Origin of the sequence: Metabacillus sp. YM-086, assembly GCF_048059995.1 — a bacterium.
Lineage (GTDB): Bacteria > Bacillota > Bacilli > Bacillales > Bacillaceae > Metabacillus > Metabacillus litoralis_B.
On record NZ_JBLUOI010000007.1, the window covers coordinates 12,082 to 28,971 of the forward strand.

Below are 16,890 nucleotides of genomic sequence, written 5' to 3' on the forward strand. Positions count from 1 at the left end.
AAGTAAATCAGCAAAGAAAAATGCTTGGAGGCATATTATGCTCCAAGCATTTTTCATATCACCCATTATCTTCAAGAATTGGCAGCAATTAAGCGGAGAAATTCCTTTTAATGAGGAAATAGCACGCGAAATAGATTAAATAAACGGAAAGTTTCCGTCTAATTAATCAAAAAAGCTGGAAATGGGCCATTTTACTATACTTAACCGGAAAAACTCCGTGTATTTAAATGATCTGTTACTCAATTAATGGTAGTTAAAGATCATTTATAGCACAACAATTGGAATAACAATGAGCTTGCGAATTTTCATGTTCACACAAATTATGTCACCATGTTAAAAGGGTTTGGAAATTCAGGGCGTATTTACCGTTCATTCCATTTCATTAAACTTCATATATATCAACAAAAAAGAAGCAGTCTTATTCAGTTGCGAATAAGACTGCGAATTGGTGCGCTATTTTAGTTATTGTATGCCAAAACCGAACCGGTTATGGAAAAATACCAGAGTCTTTTGGTGTTATCAACATCGACATATTTCAACAAAATGTGGGAAGTGACAGGCACCCTATCTCCTTCTCCGCAGCACTAACAATAAAGCACCAATAACAATAAAAAGTAGTGGCCAGTAAGTTTCAATAAAGTCTACACCGTTTTCGATGATCGTTAGGGATTGAATAATTTTATGGAAAAAGTGTAGAAATAAGCCTATAGCTAATATAATAAGACCTTGCTGATAACCGGTTTTAGTTTTTGTAGCAGTTAAAATCATCCCAAGAGACAAGATGAATAAAAAAGCAGCAGGATAATCAGGCCAAGAAGCAATCTTGCTAGCAAAGTGAAAATGGATACCAAGGCCTGCTAAAATGATTCCTGGTAAAATGGCTGACGCATCTTGTTCAAAATGACCACTAACTAAAAACGTAAGTCCAAGTAATATTAATAAAAAAGGCCAACTGTTTTGTCCTTCAAATAAATGAATATTTAATTTTTGGATAGAATAAAAAATGCCAATTCCTAATAGTAGCATTGTTGGTAATAATGTAATTTTTTTCATTGTCCACCTCTTGCATGAATAGTATATAAGGAAAACCTGTCCGTTGTGGTCGGAGAATTTAATTGATATGTTTCCTTGTCCAAATCAATAGCTTGATTAACTTCGTGATTTTTGTTATTGTACAGAGTGAATAGTATGAGAATGATGTCAGAGAATGTAGAATTTCTTATAGAAAAAACAGTGTTTTTTGTGAACAAATACACACGACCATTAATAAGTTGAAAATGGTGTGAATCAGTGAAATAATAAACATATTTTATCATAACATATAGTTTCAAAGACTGTTCACATTTTTTAGAAGAGAAAAAAATCAATCGTGATATACTAGAAGTAGAGATCCTTGTACATGGGGGTGTATAAGAAAATGCATATACTTGTTGTCGGCTTAAATTATAAAACAGCCCCTGTTGAAATTCGCGAAAAGCTCTCGTTTCAACCTCAAGAGCTAACAGATGCGATGAAACAGTTAAAAGAACAAAAAAGCATACTTGAAAATGTCATTGTATCTACCTGCAACCGTACAGAAATATATGCTGTAGTAGATCAACTTCATACCGGACGTTATTATATTAAAGCATTCTTGGCAGATTGGTTCGGACTAGAGAAAGAAGAGATTTCACCGTATTTAACTATTTTTGAACAAGATGGTGCATTAGAGCATTTATGTAGAGTAGCATGCGGATTGGATTCTATGATTTTGGGTGAAACTCAAATTCTGGGACAGGTTCGTACTAGCTTTTTACATGCTCAGGAAAACAACACAACAGGAACAGTATTCAATCAGCTGTTTAAGCAAGTAATCTCATTGGCTAAACGTTCACATTCAGAAACTGATATTGGAGCAAATGCTGTTTCAGTTAGTTATGCAGCAGTTGAACTTGCTAAGAAAATCTTTGGTGACCTTCGTTCTAAGCACGTACTCATTTTAGGTGCGGGTAAGATGGGGGAATTAGCTGTGCAAAATCTGCATGGCAGTGGTGTAGGTAAAGTTACTGTTATGAATAGAACGTTGCAGAAGGCTGAAGAGCTTGCTAATCGTTTTAATGGAAAGGCAAAAGGAATAAACGAACTTCAGTGTGGATTAGTGGAAGCGGATATTCTTATTAGTTCAACTGGTGCTAAAGATTTTGTTATTACTAAAGAAATGATGACACATGTGGAAAAAATGAGAAAAGGTCGCCCATTATTTATGGTCGATATTGCTGTGCCACGTGATTTAGATCCTAAGCTTGCGGATTTAGATAGTGTATTTCTTTATGATATTGATGATTTACAAGGGATTGTTGAAGCAAACTTACAAGAGCGTAAAGTTGCAGCGGAAAAGATTGAACTGATGATCGAAGCGGAGATTGTTCAATTTAAACAATGGATTAATACGCTTGGGGTTGTACCTGTTATTTCAGCACTTCGTCAAAAAGCTTTAAATATTCAAGCTGAAACGATGGAAAGTATCGAGCGAAAAATGCCTAACTTAACTGAACGTGAAAGAAAAGTTTTAAGTAAGCATACAAAAAGCATTATTAATCAATTGCTTAAAGATCCAATTGTAAAGGTAAAAGAGCTATCTGCAGAGGCTAATGCACAGGAATCATTGGATTTATTTATGAAAATCTTTAATATCGAAGAAGCTGTTGAAGAGCAAATGAAAATGGATAAATCAGATAAACAAACTGTTCATGCAAACGATCCGATTTATCGTGCTTCACTTCAATCGTAAGTGAAAGGACCTTTCATTATGGAGATGAGCTTAAGCAGAATTAATGAATTAACCATAATACTTTATGCTATTTGTGTACTCTTATATTTTATAGATTTTCTTAATAATAACCGGAAGGCGAATCGAGCTGCCTTCTGGTTACTTTCTATTGTTTGGCTATTACAAACAATTTTTTTATTTGTTCGTATGTTTGAAACAGGTAGATTTCCTGTTTTAAATGTGTTTGAAGGGCTTTATTTTTATACATGGGTGTTAGTCACATTGTCACTTGTTTTAAACCGTTTTCTTAAAGCGGAATTTATTATCTTTTTCACAAACGTAATAGGCTTTATCATGATGGCCATACATACTTTTGCCCCAGCTCAATACGAGTCGGCTGCTGTATCAAGTCAGCTTGTCTCGGAACTGCTATTAATTCATATTACGATGGCCATACTTTCTTATGGGGCGTTTTCACTATCGTTTGTGTTTTCGATCCTTTATACCATTCAATATAATTTACTCAAAAAGAAAAAGTGGGGAAAGCGCCTTCTTCGGTTAGAAGATCTTTCAAAACTCGACCATATGTCATATGTATTAAATGTTATCGGCGTACCTATGCTGTTATTAAGTTTAATTTTAGGGGTTATTTGGGCCTATATTAAAGTTGCTCATTTTCAATGGTATGATGCGAAGGTGCTAGGGTCATTTATGGTGTTAGTGACGTATGGGATCTATCTTTATATAAGAATTGTGAAAGAATTACAGGGCAGGTCTGTTGCTCTTTTAAACATAGCATCGTTTTTAGTTTTATTAATTAACTTTTTCTTGTTTGGTAGTCTATCAAGGTTTCATTTTTGGGATTCATGATTGGTTGCTTTTAGACATAGTAGGAGGAGCATATGCGAAAAATAGTTGTTGGATCTAGACGTAGTAAATTAGCATTAACACAAACAAATTGGGTAATTAATCAGTTAAAATCTTTTGGTTTACCGTTTGAATTTGAAATCAAGGAAATTGTGACAAAAGGTGATCAAATTTTAGATGTAACTTTATCAAAAGTTGGAGGAAAAGGCTTGTTCGTAAAGGAAATTGAGCAAGCAATGATGAACGGTGAAATTGATATGGCTGTTCATAGTATGAAGGATATGCCTGGGATTTTACCGGAGGGTTTAACGATAGGATGCATTCCAAACCGTGAGGATCACCGAGATGTTCTTATCTCTAAAGACCATAAAAAGCTTTCAGATTTACCAAGTGGAGCAATTGTCGGAACAAGCAGCTTGAGACGAAGTGCGCAGCTTTTAATTGAAAGACCTGACCTCGAAATTAAATGGATTAGAGGAAACATAGATACTCGCTTAGAGAAGCTGAAAACAGAAGATTATGATGCAATTATTCTAGCTGCAGCAGGCTTGGCACGCATGGGCTGGAGTCAAGACGTTGTTACTGAATTCTTAGAGCCGGAAATTTGCCTACCAGCAGTAGGGCAAGGTGCTTTAGCAATTGAATGTCGCGCGGATGATCTAGAATTGTTAGATCTTTTTGCAAAATTCACTGATTTGTCTACGAAATTAGCCGTTACTGCTGAGAGGACCTTCCTTACTAAAATGGAGGGTGGATGCCAAGTACCTATTGCTGGATTTGCAACAGTAAATGAAAAGGAAGAAATTGAATTTACAGGTCTTATTGCCTCACCTGACGGGAAAGAAGTGTATAAACAAACGGTTATAGGAACCGATCCAGTAGCATTAGGGAGTAAAGTCGCAGAAACATTAACAAATCAAGGAGCTAAAGCCCTAATCGACCGGGTAAAAGAGGAGTTAGATCAATAATGGGGGAGATCCGTCCTTTACAAGGGAAACGGGTTTTAATTACTAGAGCAAAGTCTCAAGTAGAAGAATTTATTCAAAAAATTGAAGAAGAAGGCGGAGTCGGGATATCCGCTCCGCTTCTAGAAATAAGACCTAAAAAATCAAATGAATCTATTATTCAACAAACGCTTACAAGATTACATGAATTTGATTGCATTGTGTTTACGAGTGCAAATGGTGTTATTTACTTTAAAGAGTTCTTAGATCGATTTGGAATTCCTTATGAAGCATTACAGCATATGATTGCCGCTTCTGTTGGAAGAAAAACGAGTAAGCAAATGGAGAAACTAAATCTCAATGTTTCTGTTATACCTGAAGAATTTGTGGCTGAAAAGCTGGCAGAAAGCATAGGGGAAAACCTTTCTAAATCTTCAAAAATCCTTGTGATTAGAGGAAATCTATCAAGACCAGTTTTGATAACAGAATTAAAAAAACAAGGTTTTAACACAGAAGATTTAATTGTCTATGAAACAATACATAATAAAAGAGAAGCTGCTAAGCTTATTTCATATCTCAAAGAAGATCAGCTAGATTACATAACCTTTACAAGCTCATCTACTGTTGACAGCTTTATGAAAGTACTACATAGATCAGGACTCATGGAGCATTTGAGTAAAGTTACCTTCATATGTATCGGCCCAATTACGAATAAAACGTTAAAAGAATATGGATTTATAGGTGTTATGCCTGTTTCCTATACAATTGATGACATGGTGAAGTTAATGGTTGAATTAGAACAAAACCGGGAGGATAATCAATGAATATTCAATTTACAAGACACCGCCGTTTACGTAACAGCAATAACCTAAGAGCAATGGTGAGGGAGACACATCTTCGCCCAGAGGACTTTATTTATCCAATTTTCGTTGTAGAAGGGGATAATAAGAAAAACGAAGTTCCATCAATGCCAGGTGTTTATCACTTGTCTTTAGATCTTTTGAATCAAGAAATTGAAGAGGTTGTTTCGTTAGGGGTTAAGTCTGTTATCTTATTTGGTGTTCCTGATGAAAAGGACGATGTAGGAACTCAAGCTTATCATGATAATGGAATTGTTCAACGTGCAACTAGACAGGTAAAAGAATCCTTCCCTGAATTAGTTGTTGTTGCGGATACATGTCTATGTCAATATACAGATCATGGACATTGTGGAATTGTTGAAAATGGACAAGTATTAAACGACCCTACCCTTGATTTGCTTGCACGTACCGCTATCAGTCAAGCAAAAGCAGGTGCCGATATTATCGCTCCTTCAAACATGATGGATGGCTTTGTAGCTGCAATCAGACATGGGTTAGATGAAGCTGGCTTTGAACATATTCCGGTTATGTCTTATGCAGTTAAATATGCAAGTGCTTTTTACGGGCCGTTCCGTGATGCTGCACACAGCACACCACAATTTGGTGATCGAAAAACATATCAAATGGATCCTGCTAATCGTGATGAAGCATTAAGAGAAGCTCAGTCCGATTTAGAAGAGGGTGCAGACTTTTTAATTGTAAAACCGGCATTATCTTATTTAGATATTATCCGTGATGTGAAAAATCAATTCAACGTTCCTATTGTTGCTTATAATGTTAGCGGTGAGTATTCTATGATTAAAGCAGCTGCACAAAATGGATGGGTTGATGAAAAAGCATTGGTGATGGAAATGTTAGTCGGAATGAAACGTGCAGGTGTTGATTTAATTATTACATACTTTGCAAAAGACGCAGCACGGTGGATAAGGGAAGATCAATAAGGGAAAGCCTTTTACTTTACAAGAGGAAGGAAGAGGAATGAAAATGAATAGCTATCAAAAAAGCGAAAGTGCATTTCAAGAAGCTCAATCATTAATGCCCGGTGGTGTTAATAGTCCTGTAAGAGCATTTAAATCTGTTGGAATGAATCCTATATTCATGGAACGAGGAAAAGGCTCAAAAATCTATGATATCGATGGAAATGAATATATTGACTATGTTCTTTCTTGGGGACCGCTTATTCATGGTCATTCGAACGATACTGTAGTTGAAGCCATTAAAAAAGTTGTTGAGTCAGGTACAAGCTTTGGTGCTCCTACCCTGATTGAAAACGAACTTGCAAAGCTTGTAATAGATCGTGTACCTTCGATTGAAATCGTCCGTATGGTAAGCTCAGGGACAGAAGCAACGATGAGTGCATTACGATTAGCAAGGGGCTATACTGGACGAAATAAAATCATTAAGTTTGAGGGCTGCTACCATGGTCATGGTGATTCTTTATTAATTAAAGCAGGATCAGGAGTTGCAACGTTAGGATTACCAGATAGTCCTGGTGTACCTGAAGGAATTGCGAAAAATACGATTACTGTTCCATACAATGATTTAGAAAGCATTCAATATGCATTTGAACAATTTGGAGAAGACATTGCAGGGATCATTGTAGAACCTGTAGCAGGGAACATGGGAGTTGTTCCACCTCAACCAGGTTTCCTTGAGGGGTTACGAGCAATGACAGAACAATATGGTGCCTTATTAATCTTTGATGAGGTTATGACCGGGTTCCGTGTAGATTATGGCTGTGCTCAAGACTATTACGGTGTTACACCTGATTTAACATGCCTTGGCAAGGTAATTGGTGGAGGTTTACCTGTAGGAGCTTATGGTGGTAAAGCGGAAATTATGAAGCAAATTGCTCCAAGTGGACCAATTTATCAAGCAGGAACTTTATCAGGAAACCCACTCGCGATGACAGCGGGATATGAAACATTAAAACAGTTAACAAGAGATTCTTATGAGGAATTTAAGCGTAAAGCAGATCGTCTTGAGGAAGGTCTGTCAGCTGCTGCTAATGAGTATGAAATTCCGCATACAATCAATCGTGCCGGCTCTATGATTGGCTTCTTCTTCACTAATGAAAATGTAACAAATTACGAAAAAGCGAAAACGTCAAATCTTGATTTCTTTGCAAGCTACTATCGAAGCATGGCAAATCAAGGAGTATTCCTTCCTCCATCACAATTTGAAGGCTTATTCCTATCAACAGCACACACAGACGCGGACATTGATCATACAATAGATGCTGCAAAGAAGGCATTTGCAGATTTGAAAAAATAATTTTGATTAAATTAAATCCATCACAAGTTGTGGTGGATTTTTTATGTTTTTTAAAATATCATCATAATTTCCTTCTTTCGCACATACATCTGTAATGTCATAGTTATTTTGCTAGGCTATTTGAAAGGAGGAAATATTTTTGTCACAACAACAACTACGTTTCTCAGTAGAAGAATCTGTTTGGTTTCAAAAAGGACAGGAAGTATCTGAACTTTTATCTATTTCTTTAGATCCGGATATTGCAATTCATGAACATGATCAGTACATTTCCATTCGTGGTGCCCTGCAGCTTACTGGGGAATATAAAATAGAAACGGAAAGTTCTGAAGAGGAAACGTTCGAATACGCAAATGTACGTTATGTAAATGAGGTCGATACACGTGAAGATGGTGTGAGCGTCTTAAATCATCGTTTTCCTGTTGATATTACGATTCCTAGAAATCGAATTCAACAGCTAGACGAGGTGTATGTTTCGATCGAATCCTTTGATTATGATTTACCTGAACATGCTTGCTTAAAATTAATAGCTGATTTATCTATAAGCGGAATTTCGAATGGAGAGACAGTGGAAGAAGAAGAGAGACCTACAGAAGAACCAGCAGAAGAACCTCAGGAAGAAGTATTTGAAGCTCTTTTCCGTGAAGAACAAAACACTTCTGAACAGAATAATTCTGAGCCTGTATCAAGCTTAGAGCCTACACCTTCACCTTTTTCTTCTTTCTATGAGGAAAGAAAGTTAGATGAAGAAGACGTGGACAAATTATCACCTTCCTTCTCTGTCACGAAAGAACAGGAAGTAGTTGAAGAGCGTGAGGAGGAAGTAGAAGAAGAAGTGGTTGAAGCGTCTCCTGTTGAATATGAAAAAGAAATTGTAGAGCCTGAACCGGCTGTTGATGAAGAAGTTAATGTTGAGCAGCAAGGACAAACTGAAGAAGAGGTTTACGATCCATTTGTTGTGGAAGTAAGAAGAGAAGAACCAACTCCTGAACCTCAAGAAGTACAATACTCCTTTTTCTCTAAAACCGAAGAAGAGCCGACAAATGTAGATGAAGATTTACAAAAGAAAGATGAAGTTGGTCGTGAAGAGGGAGAAACAAAGGATGCCCATTACTTAACAAGTTTATTTGCAAGAGACGAAGAAGAAGATTTCTCCAGAGTGAAAATGTGTATTGTTCAACAAGGAGATACACTTGAACTAATTAGTGAGAAATATGAAATTTCCATTCAACAAATTTTACGTGTAAATGAGTTTCATGCAGATCAAGATGTATATGAAGGACAAATTCTTTATATCCCTGCATACTCAACAAGTAAATAAAATCTATTATTTATTTGAAAGACAAAGAACAGCATGGGGCATCTTTTTCCTCGGCTGTTTTTTTCAATTTTCTTTCTAAGGAGTAGAGGTGATAGGATCTATGTCGATGCAGCTAAGCGAACTAAGGCTTTTGCTACAAAATTACGATTTATACCCTGAATATACAGAGGAAATCACCAAGAAAACAATTAAGGTATATTCAGATACCGGTCCTTATGTATTAAAGAAATTATCAAGTGAATTTAATCCATATTTTGTTGATTCTATTCGAATTTTAAATGAACAAAAATATTCGAATTATGTTCCACTTTTAAGAAATAAACAGCAGCAGCTTATTTCTCAATATAATGGGGAGTACTATTACTTAATGCCATGGCTTGTGAATGAACAAGAAGAAGAACGTGATGCTCGTCATCAACTTCTATTTAAAGAGGTAGCAAACCTTCACAAACGAACAGAAAAGAAAATATCTCTTGATGGTCAAGAGGCAACAAATCATTATGAAAAACTAACGAATAAATTGGATGAAGAAAAAGCACGTATTGAAACCTTTGTTGAAGAATGTGAGAAAAAGATTTATTTATCTCCATTTGAGTTGCAAGCCGTTACTTACTATACTGAGGTGTCAAGAGCTATTGAATTTTCTCGTAAAAAGCTTGATGAGTGGTATGAGATAATGACAGATCAAAAGTCTTCAAGAGTAGTGTTAACGCATGGAAAAGTATCTGCGCGCCACTTCTTATATGATGATGATGGAAATGGTTATTTATCAAACTTTGAGAAATCGTCATATTCAAGTCCTATTGATGATTTTTTATTATTTTTGAATCGAACGGCGAAAACGTATCCAATTCAAAGTGATGATGTTGTGAATTGGTTTTATTCCTATCAAAAAGACTACCCATTTACAGAAGAGGAAATGCTTTTATTTATTGGTTATTTGGCTTATCCAGAGCGACTATGTCGTTTCATTAAAAACTATTCAAAAAAGGGGAAAAAGAGCTCTGAGTTAGAAGTAAATAAACAGCTTGTAAGAGCTTATTGGCAATTTAAAAATATTGAGTACTTTGTCATGAAGGTTTCCGAAATAGAAAACAGAAAGAAAATGGAAGCAGAAGCAGCAGAGGCACAAACTGAATCTTAGAAAATGAAAAGGAATCGGACAATTCCGATTCCTTTTTTACTGTTAAATCCAATCATATCGGAGTGCAATAGCTAAGCCAATTAAAATACCGAGCAAAAGAACATCAAATGTTGTAGGAAAGAAAACAGTTCGAATGCCCTGGAAGATGGTTAAAGGAATGATAATCTGTACGCCGACCGCCCGAATTTGTCTAAGCCATGGCGGGAGTGTGTAAGGGCTATACCGCCTCTTCATATGACAACTCCTCCTCGTTTAAGCTTTTCAATAAAACTACTCACAATTTCAGAAATAGCTCATATTATGTGTTTAAAAATAAAGAATTGTTCGTGCAAAGGACCACTTAATGTAAAATATGCCAAGATTCTGTGATAGGTGCCTGTATGAAAGGGAAGAAATATGGGGAAAATATTGACGAAAAAAAGGATTGTTTAGTAATATAGAATAAGTTGTTAAAGAAAAAGTACATAATGATGAAACGTTGAATGGGAAGAGTACAATCGTCATCACTTTACAGAGAGAGAAATCATTGCTGGAAGATTTCTTAAGTAGAGGCATTGGAAGGTCGCCCAGGAGTTGCTTCTTTGAACAGATCTAGTAGGAGAAGCCGGTTGAAAGCCGTTAAATTGATGAGTGTGTAGACTGTTTAGTAAATATTTTTATACTGTCTATAAAAAAAGGTGGTACCGCGAAATATTCTCCTTTCGTCCTTTTATGGATGGAAGGAGTTTTTTATTTTTTAAACTGGAAAATATGTGAAATGGTACCAAGTAATCTTTCACATGTACATAAAAAATGTAAAAAGAACTTAGGAGGAAATCTAATGGAAAACAATGAACAACAAGTTTCATTACCAACAAAATATGATCCAAATGCAATTGAAAAAAACCGCTATTCTTTTTGGCTTGAAGGAAAGTACTTTGAGGCAACTGGTGACGAAAACAAACAACCTTATACAATTGTAATCCCACCGCCTAACGTAACAGGAAAACTGCACCTAGGTCATGCTTGGGATACAACATTACAAGACATTGTTACACGTATGAAAAGAATGCAAGGCTTTGATGTATTATGGCTTCCAGGTATGGACCATGCTGGGATTGCTACACAAGCAAAGGTAGAAGCAAAGTTAAAAGAAGAAGGAAAGTCCAGATATGATTTAGGAAGAGAAAAGTTCATTGAAGAAACTTGGAAATGGAAAGAAGAATATGCTGGTCATATTCGTGAGCAGTGGGCAAAAGTAGGTCTTGGTCTTGATTACAGTCGTGAGCGATTTACTCTTGATGAAGGACTCTCAAAAGCAGTTCGTGAAGTATTCGTTACTCTATATAATAAAGGCTTAATTTATCGTGGAGAATATATTATTAACTGGGATCCACAAACAAAAACAGCATTATCTGATATTGAAGTTATTTATAAAGATGTTCAAGGTGCCTTCTACCATATGCGTTATCCATTAGCAGACGGTTCAGGCTCTATTGAAATCGCAACAACTCGTCCGGAAACAATGCTAGGAGATACAGCCGTTGCTGTTCATCCGGAAGATGAGAGATATAAACATTTAATCGGCAAAAATGTTGTACTACCAATCGTAGGACGTGAAATTCCAATCGTTGGCGATGATTATGTTGATATGGAATTCGGTTCTGGTGCAGTAAAAATTACACCAGCACATGATCCTAATGATTTTGAAATCGGAAATCGTCATAACCTTGAACGTATTTTAGTTATGAATGAAGATGGCACAATGAATGACAAGGCAGGCGCTTATAAAGGCTTAGACCGTTTTGCATGCAGAAAGAAAATTGTAAAAGATCTACAAGATTCAGGTGTACTTTTCAAAATTGAAGAGCATATGCATTCAGTTGGTCATAGTGAGCGAAGTGGTGCGGTTGTCGAGCCTTACCTTTCTACTCAATGGTTTGTTAAAATGCAGCCACTTGCTGATGAAGCAATTAAGCTTCAAGAAGATGATGAAAAGGTAAACTTTGTTCCAGATCGTTTTGAGAAAACGTACTTACGTTGGATGGAAAATATTCGTGATTGGTGTATCTCTCGTCAGCTTTGGTGGGGACATAGAATACCTGCTTGGTACCATAAAGAAACTGGAGAGGTTTATGTAAACCAGGAGCCACCAGTTGATATTGAAAACTGGGAGCAAGACAATGATGTTCTTGATACATGGTTTAGCTCAGCGCTATGGCCGTTCTCAACAATGGGTTGGCCGGATACCGAGTCAGCTGACTTTAAACGTTACTATCCAACTGATGTACTTGTAACAGGTTATGACATTATCTTCTTCTGGGTATCTCGTATGATTTTCCAAGGCCTTGAATTTACAGGTAAACGTCCATTCAAGGATGTGTTAATCCATGGTCTTGTGCGTGATGAGCAGGGACGTAAAATGAGTAAATCACTTGGTAATGGTGTTGATCCGATGGAAGTTATTGATCAATACGGTGCTGATTCATTACGTTTCTTCTTATCAACAGGAAGTTCACCGGGTCAGGATTTACGTTTTAGCTATGAAAAAGTTGAATCTACTTGGAATTTTGCCAATAAAATTTGGAACGCATCACGATTTGCGTTGATGAATATGGACGGCTTAACATATGAAGAAATTGATCTAACTGGTGAAAAATCTGTTGCTGATAAATGGATTTTAACTCGTTTAAATGAAACGATTGAAAATGTAACAAAGCTTGCTGATAAATATGAATTTGGTGAAGTTGGACGTCTTCTTTACAATTTCATTTGGGATGATTTCTGTGATTGGTATATTGAAATGGCGAAGCTTCCTCTATACGGAGAAGACGAAGCAGCGAAGAAAACAACTCGTTCTATTCTTGCGTATGTACTTGATCACACAATGAGATTGTTGCATCCATTTATGCCATTTATTACAGAAGAAATATGGCAATCACTTCCTCATAAAGGTGAATCCATTACAGTTGCAGCTTGGCCGACTGTTAATGAACAATTAACAGACCGCGCGGCAGCAACAGAAATGAAGTTATTAGTTGAAGTGATACGTGCTGTTCGTAACATTCGTGCAGAAGTTAACACACCAATGAGCAAGCAAATACCAATGAGAATAAAAGCAAAAGATCAAGATGTATTAAAACAACTTGAAAACAACCGTGCTTATATTGAAAGATTCTGTAACACTAGTTCTCTCAATATCTCAACAGAAGTTGATTCCACTGAAAAATCAATGAGTGCTGTTGTAACAGGTGCTGAAATCATATTACCAATTGAAGGGTTAATTAATATTGAGGAGGAAATCAAACGCCTTGAAAAAGAACGTGAAAAGCTTGATAAAGAAGTAGAACGCGTTCAAAAGAAATTAGGCAATGAAGGCTTCTTAAAGAAGGCACCTGAAAAAGTCATTGAAGAGGAAAAAGCAAAAGAAAAAGATTATCGTGAAAAACGTGATATAGTATTAGCCAGAATTCAAGAACTAAAGGGCTAAGAGATAACTCGGGTGGTGCTAATTTTAGTTCCCCCGAGTTTTTAAATGGTTTTAAAGGGAGGATACCAATGTTTAACCGTTATGAGGATGCAGTGGATTGGATACATGGTCGATTAAAATTTGGAGTTAAACCTGGATTAAAAAGGATGGAATGGCTTTTAAAAGAACTAGGACATCCTGAAAAGAACATTCCTACCATTCATGTTGCCGGTACAAATGGGAAGGGATCAACAATCTCTTATATGCTACACATGCTAAAGGAAGCGAATTATAATGTGGGTACTTTTACATCACCTTATATTGAAACTTTTAATGAGCGGATTAGTGTAAATGGAGAGCCAATATCTGATGAAGATATGTTAAATCTCGTGAATGAAATAAAACCATACGTTGAGAAAATTGAACAAACAGAGCTCGGTGGACCAACTGAATTTGAAATTATTACAACGATGATGTTCCTATACTTCGGCAAGGTGAATCAACCTGATATTCTGCTACTGGAAACAGGCTTAGGAGGCCGATTGGACTCGACCAATATTATTAACCCGTTATTATCCATTATAACGAATGTAGGCTATGATCACATGAATATATTGGGTGATACGATTACTGAGATTGCTGCTGAAAAAGCAGGAATTATTAAACAAAATGTGCCAATCTTAACAGCAGTAGAAAAAGATGAAGCACTTCAGGTAATAAAGAATAGAGCAAAGCAATTAAATGCTGAGGTGTTAAGTGTTGGTTCTGAAATTAACATTCTCGAACATTCCGCCTATGAGCGAGGTGAAATGTTTACAGTTGAAACAGAAGGCTATTCATTGGAAAACCTTAAAATTCAGATGAGGGGACAGCATCAAACAAAAAACGCAGCATTAGCTGTTTCAGCCCTACATTATTTACGGGAACGTAACAAACTAACAGTATCAGACGATCAAATTTATAAAGGGCTTTTAAAAGCGATGTGGAAGGGAAGGTTTGAACAGGTTAATAATAATCCCGTTATTATTGTTGATGGGGCTCATAATAATGAAGGAATTGAGAGTCTAATTGAAACGGTAACTAGACATTACCACGATAAACAGGTTCATATTTTATTTAGTGCATTAAAAGATAAAGAGTATAAAGAGATGATTGATCGTCTAAGCAGCATTGCTGCTACCATGCATTTTACGACTTTTGATTTTCCGAGAGCTGAAGCATCGGAGAAACTTTACTCAGTGTGTAAACATCAGAAGAAGAGTTATTCGGAATCTTGGCAGGAAATATTGGAAAAATTGCTCCAATTATACCAAGGGAAAAAGGATGATATCATTATCATAACGGGTTCATTATATTTTATTTCAGAGGTTCGTAACTATTTGGTTAGATAAACTTGTATGTTAAAGGTCTATAATTATTAAAGTAAAGGTAATTTTTTTTGGGAATATTCTATAAATTTAGTATAATATAGGAAGATATACTTATTTTGTAAAGGAGGCGAGAGGATGAATAGGAAGGGACAACTCTTATTATGGGTTATATGGATTATTACTTTTCCTTTTTTATTATGGATTTCCTATCAAATGTCGCCTCCGACCATAACAGGTCTGGAATTCGATCTTATTTCTTTCCTCTTATTAATGTGTCTGGTTGCTTTCTGGCCGATCATTATTAATGATACACCAGTGTTCTATATTCAAGGTGTTTCATTAGCAGTTTTTCTTTATTTTGGATTGTTTGTTGAGATTATTTTTACTCAAGTTGCTTTGATTGCACTTTTAAGTAAGCTGCGAATAAGTAGAAAAGATCTGTACCGAATACCTCTTAACTCCTTACTCTTTATTTCTATATCAATAATAGGTGCGATCGTATTCAATTTAGTTGGCGGAACTCATGGAGGAACTGAATACAGTGCTCATTTTCTATCAGCAATTATTGCTTACGAAGCAGCGATCTTTCTTTCAAACCAATTATTATTAAATGCAATTAAATCACTTCTGTTTAAAGAAAGGTTTGAAATTCTTACAAGAAGTTTTTTATGGGAATTCCTTACTTCCATCATCGTGTTTCCAATTGGAGTAGCTTTATATTTTCTTTATTTAGAAGTCGGAATTGCATCGATTCTTTTTATAGGTATACCACTTTTAACATTATCTATTATTCTGACTCTTTACTATAAAAGCAATCAAATCAATCATTACTTGCAGCAAGCTAGTGAAATTGGTCATCAGCTAACTGAAAGGTTAGAGAAAATGAAAGTACTTGATATCTTCATTGAGAAAATTACGAAAATGATTCCTGTTGAAGCAGCTTATATTATCGATGTGTACGATCAAGATAAGCTGAAAATTGTGAGAGAATTTGAAAATGGCATGATACATCTAAAACCAGGAACCAATAAATCATCAAAAAAAGGAATATCTGGATATGTGTATGGTATTAGAGAAAGTGTTCTTTTTCATTCACGAAAGCAATGGAAGAATATTGAGTATTCACAGCTTCCGGAGTCTGTTGAAAGTGTTATAGGAGTACCTGTAAAGAGAAATCAAGATTTGGTTGGAATCGTTATTTTAGCAAGCAACAAAAAGAGGGCATTTGATCGAACTCAGCTAATGTTAATTGACTTACTTTCAACATATCTCGGTGTTGCTATAGAAAATGCTAGAAATTATGAGATTACAAAAAAACAAAGTGAGCACTGCCCTCTTACTGGGTTATATAATTATCGATTTATAGAAAATGAACTTCAGAAAGAATTCGAATTAATTAGCAGTCAGGAAGATAAGTCCCTTTCTATTATTTTATTAGACCTAGATCATTTTAAATCAGTAAATGATACATATGGACATCATGCGGGTAATGAAGTCTTAATAGAATTGGCAAATAGAATTGTGAAGACTGTTGGGGGAAGAGGAACAGTTGCTAGGTATGGTGGCGAGGAATTTGTTGTTCTGCTTCCGAGTTATAAAAATGAAGACACCTTGCTATTAGCAGAAGAGCTAAGACAAAATATAGCTGATACACCATTTACTATTGAAACCACACTACAAAATGTAAATCAAACATATTCTCTTCTGGTAACAGCAAGCTTTGGAGTAGCTACAGCTCCAAATGATGCAGATGACCCATTATCTTTAATACGTCATGCAGACCGTGCTATGTATATAGGTGCAAAACGAGCTGGACGAAATAGAGTGGCAGGTTATGTTAGCTAGACCTGATTACTCACTAAAAAACGAGGGAATATTTCCTGCGCAATAAAAGTCTAATTTTGTAGTATTATTGT

13 protein-coding genes and 1 other annotated feature are annotated in these 16,890 nt (G+C 35.9%); of the genes, 11 read left to right on the forward strand and 2 right to left on the reverse strand.

Going from position 1 to position 16,890, the window contains the following annotated elements; translation table 11 throughout:
• Positions 1-564 precede the first annotated feature (564 nt).
• Positions 565-1,053: a LiaF transmembrane domain-containing protein gene (locus ACEWK1_RS04710; RefSeq protein WP_121662997.1), complete on the reverse strand. Its 489-nt coding sequence runs from the start codon at positions 1,051-1,053 to the stop codon at positions 565-567.
• A gap of 364 nt (positions 1,054-1,417) precedes the next feature.
• On the opposite strand from ACEWK1_RS04710, the gene hemA reads away from it, so the two are divergent.
• The 8 genes from hemA to ysxE all read left to right on the forward strand — a co-directional run bounded on the left by hemA (position 1,418) and on the right by ysxE (position 10,156).
• Positions 1,418-2,770: a glutamyl-tRNA reductase gene (gene hemA, locus ACEWK1_RS04715; protein WP_121662996.1), complete on the forward strand. Its 1,353-nt coding sequence runs from the start codon at positions 1,418-1,420 to the stop codon at positions 2,768-2,770.
• 18 nt (positions 2,771-2,788) lie between these two features.
• Positions 2,789-3,619 (forward strand): cytochrome C assembly family protein, encoded by an 831-nt coding sequence (locus ACEWK1_RS04720; RefSeq protein ID WP_373995074.1) that lies wholly within the window; start codon positions 2,789-2,791, stop codon positions 3,617-3,619.
• A gap of 32 nt (positions 3,620-3,651) precedes the next feature.
• Complete coding sequence (gene hemC / locus ACEWK1_RS04725) at positions 3,652-4,584, forward strand: hydroxymethylbilane synthase (protein ID WP_212136852.1); 933 nt, start codon at positions 3,652-3,654, stop codon at positions 4,582-4,584.
• Positions 4,584-5,384, forward strand: a complete 801-nt coding sequence (locus ACEWK1_RS04730) for a uroporphyrinogen-III synthase (RefSeq protein WP_212136850.1) — start codon at positions 4,584-4,586, stop codon at positions 5,382-5,384. The genes hemC and ACEWK1_RS04730 overlap by 1 nt, the downstream gene beginning before the upstream one ends.
• Complete coding sequence (hemB, locus tag ACEWK1_RS04735) at positions 5,381-6,361, forward strand: porphobilinogen synthase (RefSeq protein ID WP_098795908.1); 981 nt, start codon at positions 5,381-5,383, stop codon at positions 6,359-6,361. The genes ACEWK1_RS04730 and hemB overlap by 4 nt, the downstream gene beginning before the upstream one ends.
• Positions 6,362-6,404: 43 nt before the next feature.
• The gene (gene hemL / locus ACEWK1_RS04740; RefSeq protein WP_098795909.1) at positions 6,405-7,694 is read left to right on the forward strand and encodes a glutamate-1-semialdehyde 2,1-aminomutase; all 1,290 of its coding nucleotides are present in this window, start codon (positions 6,405-6,407) and stop codon (positions 7,692-7,694) included.
• A 139-nt stretch (positions 7,695-7,833) separates the two neighbouring features.
• A complete protein-coding gene (spoVID, locus tag ACEWK1_RS04745) occupies positions 7,834-9,012 on the forward strand; it encodes a stage VI sporulation protein D (protein WP_212136848.1) in 1,179 nt (392 codons plus the stop codon).
• Between the two features lie 100 nt (positions 9,013-9,112).
• Complete coding sequence (ysxE, locus tag ACEWK1_RS04750; RefSeq protein ID WP_212136846.1) at positions 9,113-10,156, forward strand: spore coat protein YsxE; 1,044 nt, start codon at positions 9,113-9,115, stop codon at positions 10,154-10,156.
• A gap of 42 nt (positions 10,157-10,198) precedes the next feature.
• Here the strand turns inward: ysxE and ACEWK1_RS04755 are convergent, their stop codons facing one another.
• Entirely contained in the window at positions 10,199-10,390 is a 192-nt protein-coding gene (locus tag ACEWK1_RS04755) for a hypothetical protein (RefSeq protein WP_098795912.1), read from the reverse strand.
• A 235-nt stretch (positions 10,391-10,625) separates the two neighbouring features.
• Positions 10,626-10,868, forward strand: a binding site (T-box leader).
• A 108-nt stretch (positions 10,869-10,976) separates the two neighbouring features.
• Between ACEWK1_RS04755 and ACEWK1_RS04760 the strand changes: the two genes are divergently transcribed.
• From ACEWK1_RS04760 to ACEWK1_RS04770, 3 genes are all read left to right on the forward strand, one after another.
• On the forward strand, positions 10,977-13,625 hold the full coding sequence (locus ACEWK1_RS04760) for a valine--tRNA ligase (RefSeq protein ID WP_212136844.1): 2,649 nt from the start codon (positions 10,977-10,979) through the stop codon (positions 13,623-13,625).
• 68 nt (positions 13,626-13,693) lie between these two features.
• A complete protein-coding gene (locus ACEWK1_RS04765; protein ID WP_121662992.1) occupies positions 13,694-14,995 on the forward strand; it encodes a bifunctional folylpolyglutamate synthase/dihydrofolate synthase in 1,302 nt (433 codons plus the stop codon).
• A 114-nt stretch (positions 14,996-15,109) separates the two neighbouring features.
• Positions 15,110-16,819, forward strand: coding sequence for a sensor domain-containing diguanylate cyclase (locus tag ACEWK1_RS04770; RefSeq protein ID WP_121662991.1), 1,710 nt, complete (start codon positions 15,110-15,112; stop codon positions 16,817-16,819).
• The last annotated feature ends 71 nt before the right edge of the window (positions 16,820-16,890 follow it).